General features: G+C 38.1%; 12 protein-coding genes and 3 pseudogenes. 13 read left to right on the plus strand and 2 right to left on the minus strand.

Translation table 11 applies throughout. From position 1 onward, the window contains the following. Nucleotides 1–116: 116 nt before the first annotated feature. From H3Z85_18265 to H3Z85_18300, 8 genes and pseudogenes are all read left to right on the plus strand, one after another. Nucleotides 117–1667 (plus strand): aldehyde dehydrogenase family protein, encoded by a 1551-nt coding sequence (locus tag H3Z85_18265; protein QPQ51243.1) that lies wholly within the window; start codon nt 117–119, stop codon nt 1665–1667. A 113-nt stretch (nt 1668–1780) separates the two neighbouring features. Then, a complete protein-coding gene (locus H3Z85_18270) occupies nt 1781–3106 on the plus strand; it encodes an L-lysine 6-transaminase (protein ID QPQ51244.1) in 1326 nt (441 codons plus the stop codon). A 62-nt stretch (nt 3107–3168) separates the two neighbouring features. Continuing rightward, nucleotides 3169–3396, plus strand: coding sequence for a DUF2007 domain-containing protein (locus H3Z85_18275; protein ID QPQ51245.1), 228 nt, complete (start codon nt 3169–3171; stop codon nt 3394–3396). Between the two features lie 212 nt (nt 3397–3608). Continuing rightward, nucleotides 3609–4121: a GNAT family N-acetyltransferase gene (locus H3Z85_18280; GenBank protein QPQ51246.1), complete on the plus strand. Its 513-nt coding sequence runs from the start codon at nt 3609–3611 to the stop codon at nt 4119–4121. A gap of 117 nt (nt 4122–4238) precedes the next feature. Then, nucleotides 4239–4694, plus strand: coding sequence for a transcriptional regulator (locus tag H3Z85_18285; protein ID QPQ51247.1), 456 nt, complete (start codon nt 4239–4241; stop codon nt 4692–4694). Nucleotide 4695: 1 nt separating this feature from the next. Then, nucleotides 4696–5884, plus strand: a pseudogene (locus tag H3Z85_18290) (efflux RND transporter periplasmic adaptor subunit). Beyond that, nucleotides 5884–9029, plus strand: a pseudogene (locus tag H3Z85_18295) (efflux RND transporter permease subunit). Before H3Z85_18290 ends, H3Z85_18295 begins: the two co-directional pseudogenes overlap by 1 nt. A 79-nt stretch (nt 9030–9108) precedes the next feature. Further along, the gene (locus tag H3Z85_18300) at nt 9109–10524 is read left to right on the plus strand and encodes an efflux transporter outer membrane subunit (protein QPQ51248.1); all 1416 of its coding nucleotides are present in this window, start codon (nt 9109–9111) and stop codon (nt 10522–10524) included. 119 nt (nt 10525–10643) lie between these two features. Here H3Z85_18300 and H3Z85_18305 read toward each other — a convergent pair whose 3' ends face one another. Further along, the gene (locus tag H3Z85_18305; GenBank protein ID QPQ51249.1) at nt 10644–11633 is read right to left on the minus strand and encodes a BtrH N-terminal domain-containing protein; all 990 of its coding nucleotides are present in this window, start codon (nt 11631–11633) and stop codon (nt 10644–10646) included. A 134-nt stretch (nt 11634–11767) separates the two neighbouring features. On the opposite strand from H3Z85_18305, the gene H3Z85_18310 reads away from it, so the two are divergent. From H3Z85_18310 to H3Z85_18330, 5 genes and pseudogenes are all read left to right on the plus strand, one after another. Beyond that, the gene (locus tag H3Z85_18310) at nt 11768–12256 is read left to right on the plus strand and encodes a GNAT family N-acetyltransferase (protein ID QPQ51250.1); all 489 of its coding nucleotides are present in this window, start codon (nt 11768–11770) and stop codon (nt 12254–12256) included. A 1-nt stretch (nt 12257) separates the two neighbouring features. Continuing rightward, nucleotides 12258–12742: pseudogene (locus H3Z85_18315) on the plus strand (winged helix-turn-helix transcriptional regulator). A gap of 173 nt (nt 12743–12915) precedes the next feature. Beyond that, complete coding sequence (locus tag H3Z85_18320; GenBank protein QPQ51251.1) at nt 12916–13677, plus strand: hypothetical protein; 762 nt, start codon at nt 12916–12918, stop codon at nt 13675–13677. Further along, nucleotides 13662–14057, plus strand: a complete 396-nt coding sequence (locus H3Z85_18325) for a hypothetical protein (protein ID QPQ51252.1) — start codon at nt 13662–13664, stop codon at nt 14055–14057. Before H3Z85_18320 ends, H3Z85_18325 begins: the two co-directional genes overlap by 16 nt. 317 nt (nt 14058–14374) lie before the next feature. Then, nucleotides 14375–14599 (plus strand): hypothetical protein, encoded by a 225-nt coding sequence (locus H3Z85_18330; protein QPQ51253.1) that lies wholly within the window; start codon nt 14375–14377, stop codon nt 14597–14599. Between the two features lie 77 nt (nt 14600–14676). On the opposite strand, the gene H3Z85_18335 is transcribed toward H3Z85_18330, so the two are convergent. After that, nucleotides 14677–17286 carry a TonB-dependent receptor gene (locus tag H3Z85_18335; protein QPQ51254.1) on the minus strand — a complete coding sequence of 870 codons (2610 nt, stop codon included), beginning with the start codon at nt 17284–17286 and terminating at the stop codon, nt 14677–14679. Nucleotides 17287–17536: the final 250 nt, after the last annotated feature.

Here is a 17536-nt window from a genome sequence, read left to right on the forward strand (position 1 = left end):
ACCCTACAAAGATAAGCATGTTTATAATTAGTCCAAATAAAAAACGACTTAAAAAATTAAAGTTTTGAGGTTCGCATAATATTTTTATCTTTAGAGAGAACGAAAAGTAAGATTTTATGTCAAAAAAAGTAAAGGATTTCGGAATCGAAACATCACTCAAGAACCTAGGGATTAAAGCTGAAAACAAAGGGACTTCCACAGGCGGAAAATATTTCGCTTCTGGAAAGACTATTGAAAGCATTTCTCCCGTAGATGGGAAATTGATTGCTAAAGTAAAGACTTCCGGAGAAAGTGATTATGACAAAGTAATTGAAACGGCCCAAAAGGCATTTCAGGAATTCAGGTTGATCCCGGCTCCCAAAAGAGGAGAGATCGTAAGACAACTGGGTCTAAAATTAAGAGAATATAAAGATGATCTGGGTAAACTTGTTTCATACGAAATGGGTAAATCATTGCAGGAAGGACTAGGAGAAGTACAGGAAATGATCGATATCTGTGACTTTGCAGTAGGACTTTCCAGACAGCTTCAGGGATACACGATGCATTCCGAAAGACCTGGTCACAGAATGTATGAGCAATACCATCCGCTTGGGGTCGTAGGAATCATTACCGCTTTCAACTTCCCGGTTGCCGTATGGTCCTGGAATACAGCATTAGCATGGATCTGTGGTAACGTTACCATCTGGAAACCATCAGAAAAAACTCCGCTTTGTGCCATTGCATGTCAGAATATTATGAATGAAGTTTTAAAAGAAAACAATCTTTCGGAAGGAATTTCAAGCGTATTGGTAGCAGATCACGAAATCGGACAAAAACTGGTTGATGATAAGAGAGTGGCATTAGTATCCTTCACAGGTTCTACCAGAGTAGGAAGAATGGTGTCTTCTAAAGTGGCAGAAAGATTCGGAAAATCAATCCTTGAATTAGGAGGAAATAACGCGATTATCATTACCAAAGAAGCTGACATCGATATGTCGATCATCGGAGCTGTTTTCGGAGCGGTAGGAACTGCCGGGCAGAGATGTACATCCACAAGAAGGCTGATCATCCATGAAAGTGTGTACAATGAAGTGAAAACCAGATTAGCAAAAGCATACGGTCAGCTGAAAATCGGAAATCCACTGGATGAAAAGAACCATGTAGGACCATTGATCGATACTGACGCTGTGAATCAATACGAAGAAGCGATCAAAAAATGTAAAAAAGAAGGTGGGAAATTCGTTGTTGAAGGAGGTGTTTTAAGCGGAAAAGATTACGAGTCCGGCTGCTATGTGAAACCATGTGTAGCGGAAGTGAAAAACTCTTATGAAATCGTACAACACGAAACTTTTGCGCCGATCTTATACTTGATTAAATACAAAACACTGGAAGAGGCTATTGCTATTCAGAACGATGTGCCTCAAGGATTATCTTCAGCAATTATGACCCAAAACCTTAGAGAAGCAGAATTATTCCTTTCTCATGCAGGTTCAGATTGTGGTATTGCCAACGTAAATATCGGTACTTCGGGTGCAGAGATCGGTGGTGCTTTCGGTGGTGAAAAAGAAACCGGAGGCGGAAGAGAATCCGGATCCGATGCATGGAAGTATTATATGAGAAGACAAACTAATACTATAAATTATACTGCCCAACTTCCTTTGGCACAAGGTATTAAATTTGACTTATAAAAGCTTTACTTAAAGCACTTTAAAAACAAAAAACAAAAATTAATAACCGAATGATGAAGCGATTCACCAGGATCATTTCATCATTCACTTATTAAATCACACATCAATTTATTATGGAACAGACATTAGATATAAAAGCAAATAAAGTAAAAGAAACAGTAGGAAGACACGTGCTGGCTGACGGCTTCGATTTTGTGATGGATATTGAAAAATCACACGGATCATGGCTTTACGACAAACAGACAGACAGAGAATATCTGGATATGTTCTCCATGTTTGCTTCAGCTTCCGTTGGATACAATCACCCTTATCTTGTAGAAAGATCAGAATGGTTGGGAAAAATGGCAGTCAATAAACCGACCTTAGCTGACGTATACTCAGAAGAATATGCGCACTTTTTGGAAGTATTCGAAAGAGTGGTTATTCCTGAAGAATTACAATATGCTTTCTTTATCGAAGGCGGAACTCTGGGAGTGGAGAATGCTATGAAAGCATGCTTCGACTGGAAGACCCGCAAAAATTTTGAAAAAGGACTTCAGACGGAAGCTGGAATCTGTATTCATTTCAAACAGGCTTTCCATGGAAGAAGTGGCTATACATTAAGCTTAACCAATACTTCTGACCCAAGAAAGTACCAATATTTTCCTATGTTCAACTGGCCAAGAATCTTAAATCCCAAATTGAAATTCCCTATTACGGAAGATAATCTGGAAGAAACGATCAAAAATGAAAACCTGGCCCTGATACAGATTGAAGAAGCTATTCTGATGAACCCTGATAAAGTGGCTTGTATCATCATTGAACCTATCCAGGCAGAAGGAGGAGACAACCATTTCAGAGACGAATTCCTATTGGGATTAAGAAGGATCTGTGATGACAACGAAATCTTACTTATTTTCGACGAAGTTCAGACCGGTATCGGTATCACAGGAAAGATGTGGGCATTCCAGCACTTTACTGCAAAACCGGACATCATTTCCTTCGGTAAAAAGGCACAGGTTTGTGGTGTATTGGCTAACAAAGAAAAATTTGACCAGATTCCCAATAATGTTTTCAGAGAAAGCTCCAGGATCAATTCTACATTCGGAGGAAACTTTATCGATATGCTTCGTTTCCAGCTGGTAATGGAAGTGATTGAAAAAGAAAACCTTGTGGAGAATGCCCGGGTAGTAGGTGACTTTCTTTTGGAAAACCTGAAAGCTCTTGCTGAAAAATATCCTGAAAAAATTTCTAATGCCAGAGGAAGAGGATTGATGTGTGCTGTAGATTTACCATCCGCTGCACAAAGAAACCATTTGATGAATGAATTATTCAATGATGGATTAATCATTTTACCTTGTGGTGATCAGTCCTTACGCTTCAGACCACATCTGAATGTAACCAAAGAGGAAATCCAGTTGGCATTGGATAAAATTGAAAATAACATTAATAAAATTTAAAACCAAACATTTGTAATTATCCAAAAAACATTGTATATTTAGATACTCAAACAATATAGGATATGGAAAGAAGCACGAGAGTATCAGTTTTTGAAAGTGATAAACCTTCAGAGATTCAGTTGGTTAAATCTAAATTGGATGATGCACAAATTACAAACTCAGTTGAAAATAGTTATCTTACATTCACCACGACGCCAACGGCTACTTCGCTGAAGCTCATGGTAGATCTTGATGATGAGAAGAAAGCATTTGAGATTATCGATGCCTATCTTCAACAAAATGAAAATTAATAAAACAATTTCATAATTTTAAATTTTACTACTTCGAACCGAAAATTAATTTTAATTAATTTTCGGTTTTTTAATTGATAAAAATAATCGTTAAACTATTATAGATTAAATAATTATATGATTTAATAAATTCTCAATGGAAAAGTTTAAGTTTATATTAATAATTTTTGCTTTAACCTTTGAGTTTTTTTTAATCTAAAATCCAATAAACAATGAATTCAGAAATTAAACTAAGAAAAGCGGAAATTGAGGACAGAGATATTATTTGGGGAATTCTTCAGCAGTCTATCGAAAGAAGAAAACAGGATGGGAGCACGCAATGGCAGAACGGATATCCGAACCTTGGAACTGTAGAAAGTGATATTGCCAAAGGATTTGGCTATGTACTTACTGTAGATGGAGAAATTGGCGTATATGCTGCTTTAATTTTAAACGATGAACCTGCCTATAGTAAGATAGAAGGAGCATGGTTAAGTAATGGGGAGTTCGTTGTGGTTCACAGAGTTGCAGTAGAGGGAAAATTTGCAGGACAGGGAATGGTAAAAAAATTATTTGATTATATTGAAGATTTTACAAAATCTCACGGAATTCAAAGTGTAAAAGTAGATACCAATCACGACAATATTGCCATGCTGAAAATTCTTGAAGGAAAAGGATATTCCTATTGTGGAGAAGTCCTTTTGAGGGACGGAATGAGGAAAGCTTTTGAAAAGATTATAATTTAAGCAGAAAGTTAAATTGATTTCCATTGAATTTTTAGAACAGCGTGTATTTATAAACTCTATCATGTTTGTTCGTTTAGTTCTGAACTAATTTTTACTTTTGTTCAAAATTTTTATATTATGCACCAAAGTATAGAAGTTGATGATAAAATTTTTCAGGATGCCGTAAAATTCTATGGCACGGTGTTTAGCCTACCTCCTTTAGCTTCAAAGATCTATTCCTACCTTCTTTTTGACTATGAGAAAGTAGGAATTACTTTTGACGAATTTGTTGAAGTGCTCGCCGCGAGCAAAAGTTCTGTTTCTACAAGCATTTCGTTACTGTTAAAGGCCCAGCTTATTGTGGATCACAACAAGATGGATGAACGGAAGCGCTATTTTTTTATCAATGACGAATACAAGAAGATCCGATTCGAAAAAATTGTCCAGAAGATGAAGGACGAGTTAAAACTATTAGATGATTTAAACAATTTTAAAAAAAATAACGACGATGGATACAATGAAAGAATAGATAATTACAAAGCACTCTTAAATAAAAACATACAAAATATTCAGGAATCTCTTAATAAACTATAAAATGAATAATAAGCTAGTTATACTTTCTATTGCAGCGTTTTCTCTAACTGCCTGCAAAAAAGAAGCTCCCAAACAAGATGGTGCCAAGCCATTTCCTGTTGTTTCCGTGGAGTCAAAAAATATAGTGGGTTATCAGACGTTTCCGGCTACCATTCAGGGTAGGGTAAACAATGATGTACGTGCAAAAATACAGGGATATATCACCCAGTTATTAGTAGATGAAGGACAATATGTAACCAAAGGACAGCCTTTATTCCGTTTGGAAACCAATATTCTTAACGAGAATGCGGCAGCATCCAAGGCTGGGATCGGAGCCGCAGAATCCACTATTGCTGCCGCGCAGGCTTCTGTAAATGCCGCCCAGCTTGAGGTCAACAAGCTAAAGCCGCTGGTTCAGAAAAATATTATCAGCAACGTACAGTTACAGACAGCGCAGGCCAATCTGGCTCAGGCTCAGGCGCAGCTACAACAGGCCCACGCTGCCAAAAGACAGGCTGAAGCCAATTATAAAGGAGTAGAAGCTAATATTGAATATTCTATCATCCGTGCGCCTATTTCAGGGGTAGTAGGAAGACTTCCGTTAAAAGTAGGAAGTTTGGTGGGACCTTCTGATCAGACCCCTCTTACCACCATCTCCGATACTTCTCAGATCTACGCTTACTTCGCGATGAATGAAAAAGAATACTTTAATTTCCTTGAAAAAGCTCCCGGGGCCTCTATGCCTGAAAAAAATCAAGAATCTTCCAATGGTTGAACTTCAACTGGCAAACGGAAGTTTATATCCTGAAAAAGGAAGAATTGAGGCTATTACAGGTCAGATCGATCCTACAACAGGGACCATTCAGTTCAGAGTAGGCTTTTCTAATGCCCAGAAACTTCTAAGCAACGGTAACAGTGGAACCATCAGATTCCCGCAACGATATGACAATGTATTGGTTGTTCCTGAAAGTGCTACTTACGAACAGCAAGGTATTGTTTACGTATACAAGATCGATAAAGGAGACACAGCAAGAAACGTTGTCATTAACGTTATCGACAGAATCGACAATATGGCTCTTATCAAATCGGGAGTTAATAAAGGTGAAACCGTTATTGCCGCAGGTATCGGAGGTTTGAAACCCGGAACAGCAGTAAAACCGAAACCCATCAAAATGGATAGTCTTGTTCAATCAATAAAACCGAAATTCTAATGATAAAAAACTTTATTAACAGACCGGTTTTATCTACCGTAATCTCAATTTTAATTGTGATTCTCGGGGTGCTAGGACTGATCTCGTTACCGGTTACACAGTATCCGGATATTGCACCACCCACAGTAAGTGTTTCTGCAAACTACACGGGAGCCAATGCAGAAACGGTAATGAAAAGTGTAGTCGTACCTTTGGAAGAGCAGATCAACGGGGTGGAAGGAATGGATTATATCACTTCTTCTGCAGGAAACGACGGTTCCGCACAAATCCAGGTTTTCTTCAAACAAGGAATTGATCCGGATATTGCTGCGGTAAACGTACAAAACCGTGTCGCCAGAGCAACACCTCTTTTGCCGTCTGAAGTAACGCGTTCAGGGGTTGTTACCCAGAAGCAGCAGACCAGTGCCCTGATGTATATGTCTTTCTATTCTGAAAATAAAGATCTTGACGATGTATACCTTCAGAACTTTTTGAATATCAACATTATTCCAAACCTTAAAAGGGTAAATGGTGTAGGGGATGCCAACGTTTTCGGAGGTAAAAACTACTCCATGAGAATTTGGCTGGATCCGGCAAAAATGGCTGCCTACAGCGTAACTCCTACAGATGTTACCAATGCAATCAACGAGCAGAGTAGAGAGGCTGCTGCCGGTTCTATCGGTCAAAACAGCGGAAGTTCTTTTGAATATATCATCAAGTATGTAGGTAAATTCAATGATAAGGAGCAATACGACAATATCATCATTAAATCTCTTGCAAACGGTCAGAACCTGATGTTGAAAGACGTTGCTAAAGTAGAACTGGCAGGCCAGTCTTACACAGGGATCGGGGAGAACGGAAACAATCCTTCCATCAGTATGGGGATTTTCCAGACACCGGGTTCCAATGCACAGGAGATCATTAAAAATATTAAAGCATATCTTAAATCTGCGGAAAGCACTTTCCCTCAGGGAGTAAAATATACATTTAACTTTGATACCAACGAATTCCTTGAAGCTTCTATTGAAAAGGTAGTACATACCCTTATTGAAGCATTTATACTGGTATTTATTGTAGTATATATTTTCCTTCAGGACTTCAGATCTACGCTGATCCCGGCCATTGCGGTTCCGGTATCGATTGTGGGAGCTTTCTTCTTCCTGAATTTATTCGGATATTCCTTAAACCTTTTAACATTGTTTGCACTGGTACTGGCGATCGGTATTGTGGTAGATGACGCGATTGTGGTCGTCGAGGCCGTTCATGCGAAGATGGAGCACGGTATTGCTGATGCTAAAAAGGCAACCGTTGAAGCAATGGATGAGATTACAGGAGCTATTATCTCTATTACCCTTGTAATGGCGGCGGTATTTATCCCGGTGACCTTTATTACAGGACCTACAGGAGTATTTTATCAGCAGTTCGGAATTACGCTGATCATTGCGATCATCATTTCTGCAATTAACGCATTGACGTTGAGTCCTGTGTTATGTTCACTATTCCTGAAACCTCACGCAGAGCATCATGCAGAGTATAAAAACCTAAACCTGATGCAGAAGTTTTTCTATAAGTTTAATATAGCTTTTAAAACGACAACCGAGCGTTACGGAAGAGGATTTGTATTCCTGCTAAGACATAAATGGGTAACTCTTATCATTTTTGCGGTTACCGGAGGTATTTTATTCTGGGCAAGCAGCAGTATGAAGAAAGGGTTTGTACCTACAGAAGACAGGGGAATTATCTTTACCGATGTACAGCTTCCTCCGGGAGCTTCTATGGAAAGAACGTATAACGCCTTGAAAACGCTTCAGGCTAAGGCATTAAAAGTTCCTGGAGTTCAGAATGTAACGATTTCTACAGGTAGAGGGTTTTTATCCGGAAACGGAAGCAATAACGGTCTTGCCTTTGTTAAACTGAAACCATTTGAAGAAAGGAAAAAGATGGCCATACTTCTGAAGATATCACCAAAAAATTATTCGGAATCGTAGGATCTGTTCCTGATGCTAAAGTAGTATTCTTCCAGCCGCCAAGTGTACCTGGTTTTGGTAGTAGTGCAGGTTTTGAAATGGTATTGCTGGACAAGGCAGGTGGAGAATATGTTGATTTGGATAATAAAACCAATGAATTCATCGGTAAGCTGATGCAGAGACCTGAAATTCAGTTTGCTCAAACATCATTTAATACCAAATATCCTCAGTACCAGATGGAGATTAATGTTCCTCTGAGCAAGCAGCTTGGGGTTTCTGTCAATGACATTCTGTCGACTATGCAGGGGTATATTGGAGGTATTTACACAGCCGACTTTACCAAGTATGGTAAACAGTTCAGGGTGATGGTTCAGGCGCTTCCTGAAAACAGAAAGAATATTGAAAACCTAAACGAACTGTATGTAAGAACAGGGTCAGGTGTAATGTCTCCGATCTCACAATTTGTAACCTTAACAAAAGCATACGGACCACAATCTGTAAGCCGTTATAACTTGTTTACATCCGTGAAAGTAACGGGAGCAAACTCTGAAGGATACAGTTCCGGGGATGCTATTGCTGCTGTACAGCAGGTGGCAAGTGAAACACTGAATCAAAACTATGCAGTAGAATTTACAGGGTTGACCAGAGAAGAATTGAATTCGGGATCCCAGACCCTTCTGATCTTTGCATTGAGTTTAATTTTTGTATACTTTATTCTTTCAGCGCAATATGAAAGTTATATCCTTCCGCTGGTTGTTGTAATCTCACTTCCTTTAGGGGTAATGGGTGCTTACTTAGGCCAGAAATTGATGGGTCTGGAAAATAATATCTACTTTCAGATTGCCCTGATCATGCTTGTTGGGCTACTCGCTAAAAATGCGATCCTTATCGTCGAATTTGCTGTTCAGCGAAGACACCATGGGGAGACCATTGTGATGTCTGCCATCAATGCAGCTAAAGCCAGGGTGAGACCGATTCTGATGACATCATTCGCCTTTATCTTTGGTCTGTTGCCGTTGGTACTGGCTAGCGGAATTGGTGCTGTGGGTAACAGATCTATTGCAACAGGTGCAGCCATAGGGCTATTGATAGGGACTGTTTTAGGATTATTTGTAATCCCGGTACTGTACGTGATTTTTGAAACATTGCAGGAAAAAATCAAGCCTATCAAAAAAGAAGAGATCAATTTAGCAGAATAAAAATTAATGATCCAGATCTTAGAAGTCAGATCTGAAAACTGACTTCTAGTTTCCGGATGCTAACTTTCAATTTTAACTAATGAAGAGTTTATTAAACATCATAAAAGGAATAACTTTCTCCGTCTTCATATTGGGAGCCATCTCATCCTGTATGGCCAGAAAAGAATATGAAAGACCAAAGAATGTTGTTGACGAAAAGCTTTACCGTACTGATAATCTTCCTTCAGACAGTACAAGTATTGCCAATATCTCCTGGAAAGAAATTTTCACAGATCCGATCCTTCAGGGACATATCTCCAAAGCTTTGGAGAATAACCTGGATATCAGGATTGCGCTGGAGAGTATTAATTCTGCGGAAGCATATCTGAAACAGAGTAAGGCAGCGTATCAGCCGACACTTTCTATTGGCCCCAACTATACTTTCCAGACCCAGTCTATCAATACCCAGTTTGGGCAGATCATTGGGGAAAGACGGTACGTAAACCAGTTTGACATTACAGCCAGTCTGGGTTGGGAAGCGGATATCTGGGGTAAGCTAAGGGCACAGGAAAAAGCCCAGCTCGCAACATATCTTGGAACTGTTGCTGCGCACAAAGCGGTTAAAAGCAGTCTGGTTTCTTCCATTGCTTCTGCGTATTATCAGTTACTGACTTTCGATGCGCAGAAAAGAATTATTTCAGAAACAATTGCCGTTCGTGAAAAAAACTTAGAAACCACTAAAGCGTTAAAAGTCTCGGGAACAGTGACGGAAGTAGCCGTACAACAAAGTGAAGCACTTGTGTTCAATGCAAAATCTTTACTGATCGACATTGATACACAGATTCAGTTGCTTGAAAATACGATGAGCCTTTTAATGGGCGTACCGTCTCAGACTATTGCAAGATCTACCTTAGAAGGTCAGAATATTCCGATTGATTTAAAATTAGGATATCCTGCTCAATTACTGGCCAACCGTCCTGATGTCATGAGAGCAGAATTTAACCTGATGAATGCTTTTGAACTGACTAACGCGGCGAAAGCTCAGTTTTATCCTACTTTAAAGCTGACGGGAACGGGAGGGGTACAATCTGTGGATATTGATCACCTTTTCAGTGTGAATTCATTATTTGCCAATGTTGTAGCCGGATTGGCCCAACCGATTTTAAATAAGAGACAAATCAAGACCAACTATGATGTGAGTCTTGCCAATCAGGAAACGGCTTATTTAAATTTCAGGAAAACAGTTCTTACTGCAGGGAAAGAGGTTTCTGATGCCATCAGAGTATTTTCGGTGCAGGATTCATTTATTGAATTAAAAGAAAAGGAACTTGGCGCTTATAAAAAGTCCGTAGACTATTCTCAGGAATTGGTTAATTACGGAATGGCTAATTACCTTGAAGTGCTCAATGCAAGTGTGAATTCACTGAATGCAGAACTTAATATTTCTAATGCAAGATACAGCAAAATGAAAGCTGCCGTTGAGCTTTATCAGGCTCTTGGAGGAGGCTGGAAATAGTTGTTGCTCGGGAACAAAATAACAAACGTGTGTCAGTAATGGCGCACGTTTCTTTTTTACAGGACAGCGAATTATAATAGTTTCAGATATAGTATTGATTTTAAAATAATGAAAGCAGGCTAAGAATCGGCTATGGTTGCTAATATTTCCATTATCTTTTTTTCTTTATCTGAAAGGGTTTTCAAAATATCCGATGCCTCTTGAACGTACTGAATATCTTTCGTTTCACTTGCTTTCTCAAATAAACTGGCTACAGAAGTCCAGAGATTTGCAATTTCCGAAAATCCTTCATATCCTGTTTGTAATTGTTCAATCTTGAGTAGCTCATAGCTTTCTCGAAGGAAATCACGATATAAATTTCTGAACAAAGCTCCTCCTGTCCCTGCTTTCTCCATCATCATCGCTGACAGTCTGAACTCTTCCTGAACATTTTTACTTGTCTTAAACCATTTGATAATTTCATGACTTGTTTTCAAAATGCCTTTATATGAAATATTTGTAATAGGCGGGTTCAGGTATTCTGTGGCGTTATTTTTAATTGCGGTTGTTATTGCTTTTTTTAAATCGAAATTTTCATCCGTTTTGTATAACGTATAGTACAGATTTTTAGAAGCCATAGGTCCCTTTTCAGCACGGGCCAACGCAAGACTTTCTAAAGAGGTTTGTACCGTTCCGCCTTGTTGTCTGGTATCCACAAGGAAAGCATTTTGTGAATCGTAGCCATAGATGGCAGCATAATGTCCTGCAAAATGGAAGGGATTTGTAAAATATTCAAGGTGATAACAGTCCATTTTTAAGCCGACAGCCTGTCCCTGGTCGAGGATTTCTTTTACGGCAAGCCAGGCTTTTTGAGGAGAAGAAGTTTCTTTAACAGTTAAGGTTAGGTGTAAATTTCCGGCTATATTTTGGGTCAGCAAGTCGGTCTTTATTCTTCCTCCAATAAACGGAAAATCCATTGTTTTCATATTCCAGTAGATGAAGCCGAGTCCTTCACCCAACCCAAACAACATGGGCTCTGAAAGTTCAATTCCTATCTGTTGTAGCAAAGTACCCGTTGCTGTGGTTTCACAGTGCTGTCCGTCAAAGGGTTTTACATTTTCAATAATCATTGGTGGTTGTCAGGTTATTTCTGTGATGAAAATTACATAAATATCCGATTTAAATAGCATTAAATTAAAATATTAAAAATTAATTTGTATATATGTATTTAACTACGTAGTTTTATACCTTAAATAAAAAATCTATGAAACTGAAAATTCAGCCTATTGGTAATGAATACTCAGAACAGGCGATTGATCTGATTCTGACGATTCAGCAGAAGGAATTTAATATTCCGCTTACGATCCACGACCAACCTGATTTATTAGAGATTGAAGATTTCTACCAGAAAGCAGGAGGTAATTTCTGGGGTGCTTTTATTGATGGAGAACTGGTAGGTTCCATTGCTCTGGTAAAATTTGATGAAAGGGCAGGAGCGGTAAGAAAAATGTTTGTGAAGAAGGAATTCAGAGGCAGAGAATTGAATATTGCACAGATTTTACTGGAGATTTTAATTTCCTTCTGTAAGGAAAACGGAATTGATGATATTTATTTAGGAACTATTAATGTCCTGAAAGCCGCACAAAGGTTTTATGAGCGGAACGGATTTTCGAAAATTGAAAAAGAGAAACTTCCGGACCTGTTTCCATTGATGAGTGCTGATGATATTTTTTACCATGTAAAAATAGACTGAGATGAATGTAATCAACGAAGCAGGAATTCTTGCGATATCTACGAGGCTGCACCGTCTCAGTGAGCAACTGAGGAAAGATGGCGCTTTGATCTATAAAGCATTTGGAATTGATTTTGAACTCAAATGGTTTCCCGTCCTTTTACCATTTATAAAAAAGAATTGATAAGCGTTGTGGAAATTGCCAATGAGATAGGGTATACTCACCCTTCAACGATCACCTTACTCAAAGAATTGGAAAAACTGGAACTGATCCGGTGGGAAAAAGATCAACAGGACGAACGTAAACGACTTTTTATGCTCACTTCAAAAGGCATTGAACTTATTGACAAAATGAAACCGGTTTGGGAACTGATGTCACAGGTGTTGGGCGATATTGCGGATAACAGGAACAATCTGCTGACGGCTATTGATGAAGCGGAGGATAAACTTGCGAGTCAGTCTTTTTATCAAAGGGCGTTACAGGTTAAGAATTCGGAAACAAGGTGATCGTAGTTTTACTACAATTTTAAAGATATCTGCGTAAAAAGTAATTTTCAATTTATTTTTTATCTAATTTTAAAAATATAATTAAACGATGTTTAACAATGCGTTATTTTCTCTAAAGCATGTATTGGGGTGCCTTAAAGCGAATGTAACGGTTTTTTAAAGCAGATAAGATTATGAATTTTAATAATTTAATTCCGGTTTTTCTTGAACAGCAGAGAAGTTTTGTTGCGACAAGCGGAACCCGACAGACAAAACCTATTAAGATTAAAAGGCCAAGCTGGGCTGACATGATTAAAAATTATCCCGGCACTTCTATAAAATCAAAGAAATTATATGATGATATAGGAGGAAGCTTTCCAAAATACAAGACAGATGAAGAATTATTGAGTTCTTATTTGGCCAATTCTTGTGCTATAAGGATGAGCAGAGGATTAAATTTAAGCGGATTTAAATTACCCAAAAGCAATAAAGGATACGGTACGAAAGGAGGAGTTATGAGTGGTGATAAAGATGTATCATACTGGCTCCGAGTTCGTGAACTAAGTCCGTATATCGCAGCGCATTTAGGGAAACCTGAAATTGATTATACATTAGCTAATCTGGCCATGCCTAATGAATACAAAAAAAGACAATCTTTAACACCTGCAGAATGGAATGGTCTGAAAGCTAAAAAAGAAAAACTTACAGATGAGCAATGGAAAAATATAAGGAAAACCAAAGGTATTATTGTTTTTGATGTATCCGGATGGGGAGATGCTACTGGACATTTTACATTGTGGGATCAATCTAATTTAATATATCCGGGTGGAGCAGATCATGACACCCCGGGAAATGAAAAATATTATTTCAGTTTATTATATTACGGCTGGAATTCAAAAAAGAATGAACTTACATTAATACAAACAAACAGAATAAGAATATGGGAGTTAAAATAATTGCTGTAGCAGCCACTTTGTTTTTAAGTAGTATTGTATCTGCACAAAGTGAGGGACAGATATTAAAAAAATATTCCTTACATAAGTGTCTTGCCAATAATTATAAACTGGCTGATCCTTCATTCAACAGCCATGATTATTCGGCCTCCTATATGTTTCAGATTAAAAATGCTGATTACAAAAAACTTGAGCAGTTGGATCAGTATATTGAAAAGACAACTTCCAATTATTACAAAGCAGCAACTGCTGAAAATCTCGAAGACGGAAAAGCTAATTATATCTTTTGGTCCTGTATGGATTTTTATGAATCAAAAGGGCTTGACGGATTTATTAAAAAGCTGACAGGCGTAGCACGAAAAAAGAAAATCCAGGGAAAATAATGCAACAGACCAACTGACATTATTTATAATTTATAAGAAGACCCACCAAGCATGGCGGGTTTTTTTCGTTTTCTGATAATTCTTGTTTAGAAGCTAAAAATTAATACTACTAACGAGCCGGAACTTTCAAAATCCATTGATATTTTTATCTATGTAGGATATTTTGACTTTAAGTCATACACGGAATGATACATTAATCTTTCATAATATATCATTTAACGGTGAATTTTTTATATATTTATTCCTATATTAGTGAAATAATTATCGCGAAATTATTGCCAGCAAAAATTAATGATCAACATCAAATCAACAAAATCATGAACACAAGACATTCAAAGCTGAAAAATGCACAAAAACTAGCAAAAAACCAATTAAAAACTATTCAAGGAGGAGCAGGGGACTGTTATCTTTGTGCTTCCAAAAGACCTATATTAATAAATGGTGTTTACAGGATCGATGTACGTCCGATAACAGCAGCGGAAATACCAAGCTGTAATGCTGATCCTAAGTATCATGTAATCTCCTGTGGTGTTCCTGTTTAGTATTTATAGTTGGATACACTGAAAAATTAAACCCGCCGATACCGGCGGGTTTAATCACATTATTAAAAATATAGTGTTTAGAATCTAAAAGTAGCTGCAACTGACCATGTTCTTCCAAAACCAAGAAATCCTGTGTTACCATCTGCAATACCCTGATATACTCTTCCTGCCTCCTGGTAAGTTTTTCCTGCATCAGGACCATTGGCAATTTTATCAGTAGTATGAATGTTTGAACTTAGTTCAGAAATATAATACTTGTTGAATAAATTATAAACATTTGCTCGTAGTGTCAGAGATTTTTTCTGACTGATTTCAAATTTATAGCTTGCCCCTACATCAAACAGATTGTAGCTTGGTAATTTTACAATCCCTTTTTCTCTGTCTGCTTCTGTAAGGAAGTTGATAGGGTTGAATTGTGCATATAATTTGTCATAATACTCCCAGTTAGCATCAATACTGAAGGCCTTGGTAATATTATAATCAACACCTAAACTTGCTGTCGTCTGCGCAGCATCTCCCACTTTAAGATCTTTAATATTGATCGTACCCGTTGCTCCGGAAACTTCCTGATTGCTTTGAACATCAAGAATGTTGAAATTTGCATTTCCTTTGTATTTCCAGTTTCCTAACGATAGCATCCCTCTTACTTTAAGGTTAGCAAAAGGTCTTGCCTTTGCCTCCAATTCAACACCCTGGTGTATTTGTCCCACATTAAGGGCATTATAGAAATAGGCGTTTCCAAGCTGAAGCTGCGGGAACTTGGCCACATCCGCAGCCGTAGCATTAAACGTTCTTGAAATAAATCTGTCATCCCACTGCGTTCTGTATGCATTAATATTCACATCGATATAACGGGATTTGAAACCATAACCCAATTCTAAAGAGAAGATTCTTTCGTTTTTAGCATCGTTATAAATGTTCTGGTTAGAAGGGAATAAAGCGTTGAACAGAGGCTGTCTTGAAATAACTCCTGCATTAAAAAATACATTGTGGTGGTCATCAATATTATAATTGGCCCCTCCTTTTACAATATATCCTGTTTTGTGATACCATTTTGTTTCCTGATTTCCCGGAGTGTACAACATATAATCTCTTCTCTTGTAGTACTGTTCAGAAACCGATCCCTGTACAGATGCACTTAGTTTTTCAGAGCTATATTCAACCATTCCGTATACGCCGGCCCATTTTACAAGACCTTCGTTGTAGATCGATACTTTCTGAGCATTATTAAGCTTAGTAAGGGGTTCAGGTTTTACTGTACGGTCAATATAATAACCGTTTGGAGCATTGACTGTATTTTTAACATATAAGGCATTAGATCCCAACATATCGGTCACGATATCATAAAGGGCGCCTTTGTACGTTTTAAGATCGATTCCTCCGTTAAAGGTCCAGTTATTCTTTTTATAATTAAGGTCTGCAATGACTCCGTACCAGTCGTGAGCATTAATACTTTGCTTTCTTACAATACCGCTTGTTCCGTTCAGAGTGGATACATATTGTCCGTTATAATCGGTAGGTCCACCTGCAGGCGCTGTAAAGGTACCTTTCTGGAAAGAATTTCCGTTATAATCGGTTACCGTACCTCCCTGGTTGTAGCGGGAAATCATATCCCAGTTGATTGTACCATCTCCGCCCGGTCCGTAATTCATGAAATTCATGGTTTGCCCGTTAGCATTTTTAATGGAACCGTTCAGCCCGGTACCTCCGCCTCCGCGCCCCCATGAGCCGTAAACAACTGTGGATAATTTAAGGTTGTCATTGATATTCCAGTCCCAGTTTAAGGAAGCGATTGGCTTGTGATAAAAGTTAGGCGCTAAATTAAATTGAGAACCATTCATCATTCCGGTTTGCGGATTGTATCTTCTTCCATAGGTATCCAATTGGCGCAGAGTAGCTACATTGGCTCCGGTAGCAGAAGACCTTCTTGTATCGTGTACCTGTGGCGCTCCGGTTGCAATTAAGTTGAAGGCATGCTTTTCATTAGGCTTAAATCCTGTAGAGAAAAACCATGAATATCCTTCACCTTTTGTTCCGTTGATATATCCGTCACCTTGCCAGCGGGAAAGCAATACCGTGGTTCCCCACTTATTTTTTAACCCTGAAGAGTACATGGCAGATAATCTGGAATAGTTGTCGTTACCAGCCTCAGCTTTGATCATTGCTTTTTGTTCAGAATCAGTAGCTTTGGTTACAATATTGATGGTTCCACCTACAGAAGGAACTACAAATTTAGATGCTCCCAGACCTCTCTGAATCTGAATATTGCTTGCAATATCAGCCAAACCAGTCCAGTTAGACCAGTATACAGTACCTCCCTGCATATCATTCACCGGTTGTCCGTTGATGATCACTGCGATATTGGCACCGTCAAAACCTCTCATGTTGATTCTACTGTCACCGAATCCGCCACCAACTTTGGTGACATAGACGGATGGAGTAGACTTCATGATTTCAGGAAACTCTCTGTTTCCTAATTTCTCCTGAATTTCCGCTGCCTTAATTGTGGAAACTGCAACAGGAGTTTTTCTTTCTTTGGCTGTTTGAGATAGGTTTCTACCTACCAACATCACCTCATCAATAGATTTGGATTTTTCTAAAGAATCCTTTGTCGTCTGCCCGTAATATAAGGCAGCCGTAGGCAATACAAGCGCTATAAGAAGGCGCTTTTTAAAAATAATGCTCATGAAATAAACTAGCGTGTTTAAGTTTTAAGGCTGCAAAGATGACTATTTATTTTTGAATTGAGTGTTAAATCTTAAAGAAGTGATTTCATAAAAGTGAAATATTAACAGGTTTGTACTTGATATTAAAATTATGATATAGATATAATTTTTTAATTTACAGTTTGTTACAGATTATATAATAGTTGAAAAGGAATTTATTTAGAGAGATTATAATTAGACGATCTAATGCCTGTTTTTTAATTTTTAAAAC

Origin of the sequence: Chryseobacterium indologenes (assembly GCA_016025055.1) — a bacterium.
GTDB classification, from domain to species: Bacteria; Bacteroidota; Bacteroidia; order Flavobacteriales; family Weeksellaceae; genus Chryseobacterium; species Chryseobacterium indologenes.

What these genes read in the sequence shown, in the direction of transcription:
- H3Z85_18280 (QPQ51246.1), top strand. Translation starts at nt 3,609, where the DNA reads ATGAATTCAGAAATTAAACTAAGAAAAGCGGAAATTGAGGACAGAGAT.
- H3Z85_18310 (QPQ51250.1), top strand. Translation starts at nt 11,768, where the DNA reads ATGAAACTGAAAATTCAGCCTATTGGTAATGAATACTCAGAACAGGCG.
- H3Z85_18300 (QPQ51248.1), top strand. Translation starts at nt 9,109, where the DNA reads ATGAAGAGTTTATTAAACATCATAAAAGGAATAACTTTCTCCGTCTTC.
- H3Z85_18330 (QPQ51253.1), top strand. Translation starts at nt 14,375, where the DNA reads ATGAACACAAGACATTCAAAGCTGAAAAATGCACAAAAACTAGCAAAA.
- H3Z85_18320 (QPQ51251.1), top strand. Translation starts at nt 12,916, where the DNA reads ATGAATTTTAATAATTTAATTCCGGTTTTTCTTGAACAGCAGAGAAGT.
- H3Z85_18305 (QPQ51249.1), bottom strand. Translation starts at nt 11,633, where the DNA reads ATGATTATTGAAAATGTAAAACCCTTTGACGGACAGCACTGTGAAACC.
- H3Z85_18265 (QPQ51243.1), top strand. Translation starts at nt 117, where the DNA reads ATGTCAAAAAAAGTAAAGGATTTCGGAATCGAAACATCACTCAAGAAC.
- H3Z85_18285 (QPQ51247.1), top strand. Translation starts at nt 4,239, where the DNA reads ATGCACCAAAGTATAGAAGTTGATGATAAAATTTTTCAGGATGCCGTA.
- H3Z85_18335 (QPQ51254.1), bottom strand. Translation starts at nt 17,286, where the DNA reads ATGAGCATTATTTTTAAAAAGCGCCTTCTTATAGCGCTTGTATTGCCT.
- H3Z85_18270 (QPQ51244.1), top strand. Translation starts at nt 1,781, where the DNA reads ATGGAACAGACATTAGATATAAAAGCAAATAAAGTAAAAGAAACAGTA.
- H3Z85_18325 (QPQ51252.1), top strand. Translation starts at nt 13,662, where the DNA reads ATGGGAGTTAAAATAATTGCTGTAGCAGCCACTTTGTTTTTAAGTAGT.
- H3Z85_18275 (QPQ51245.1), top strand. Translation starts at nt 3,169, where the DNA reads ATGGAAAGAAGCACGAGAGTATCAGTTTTTGAAAGTGATAAACCTTCA.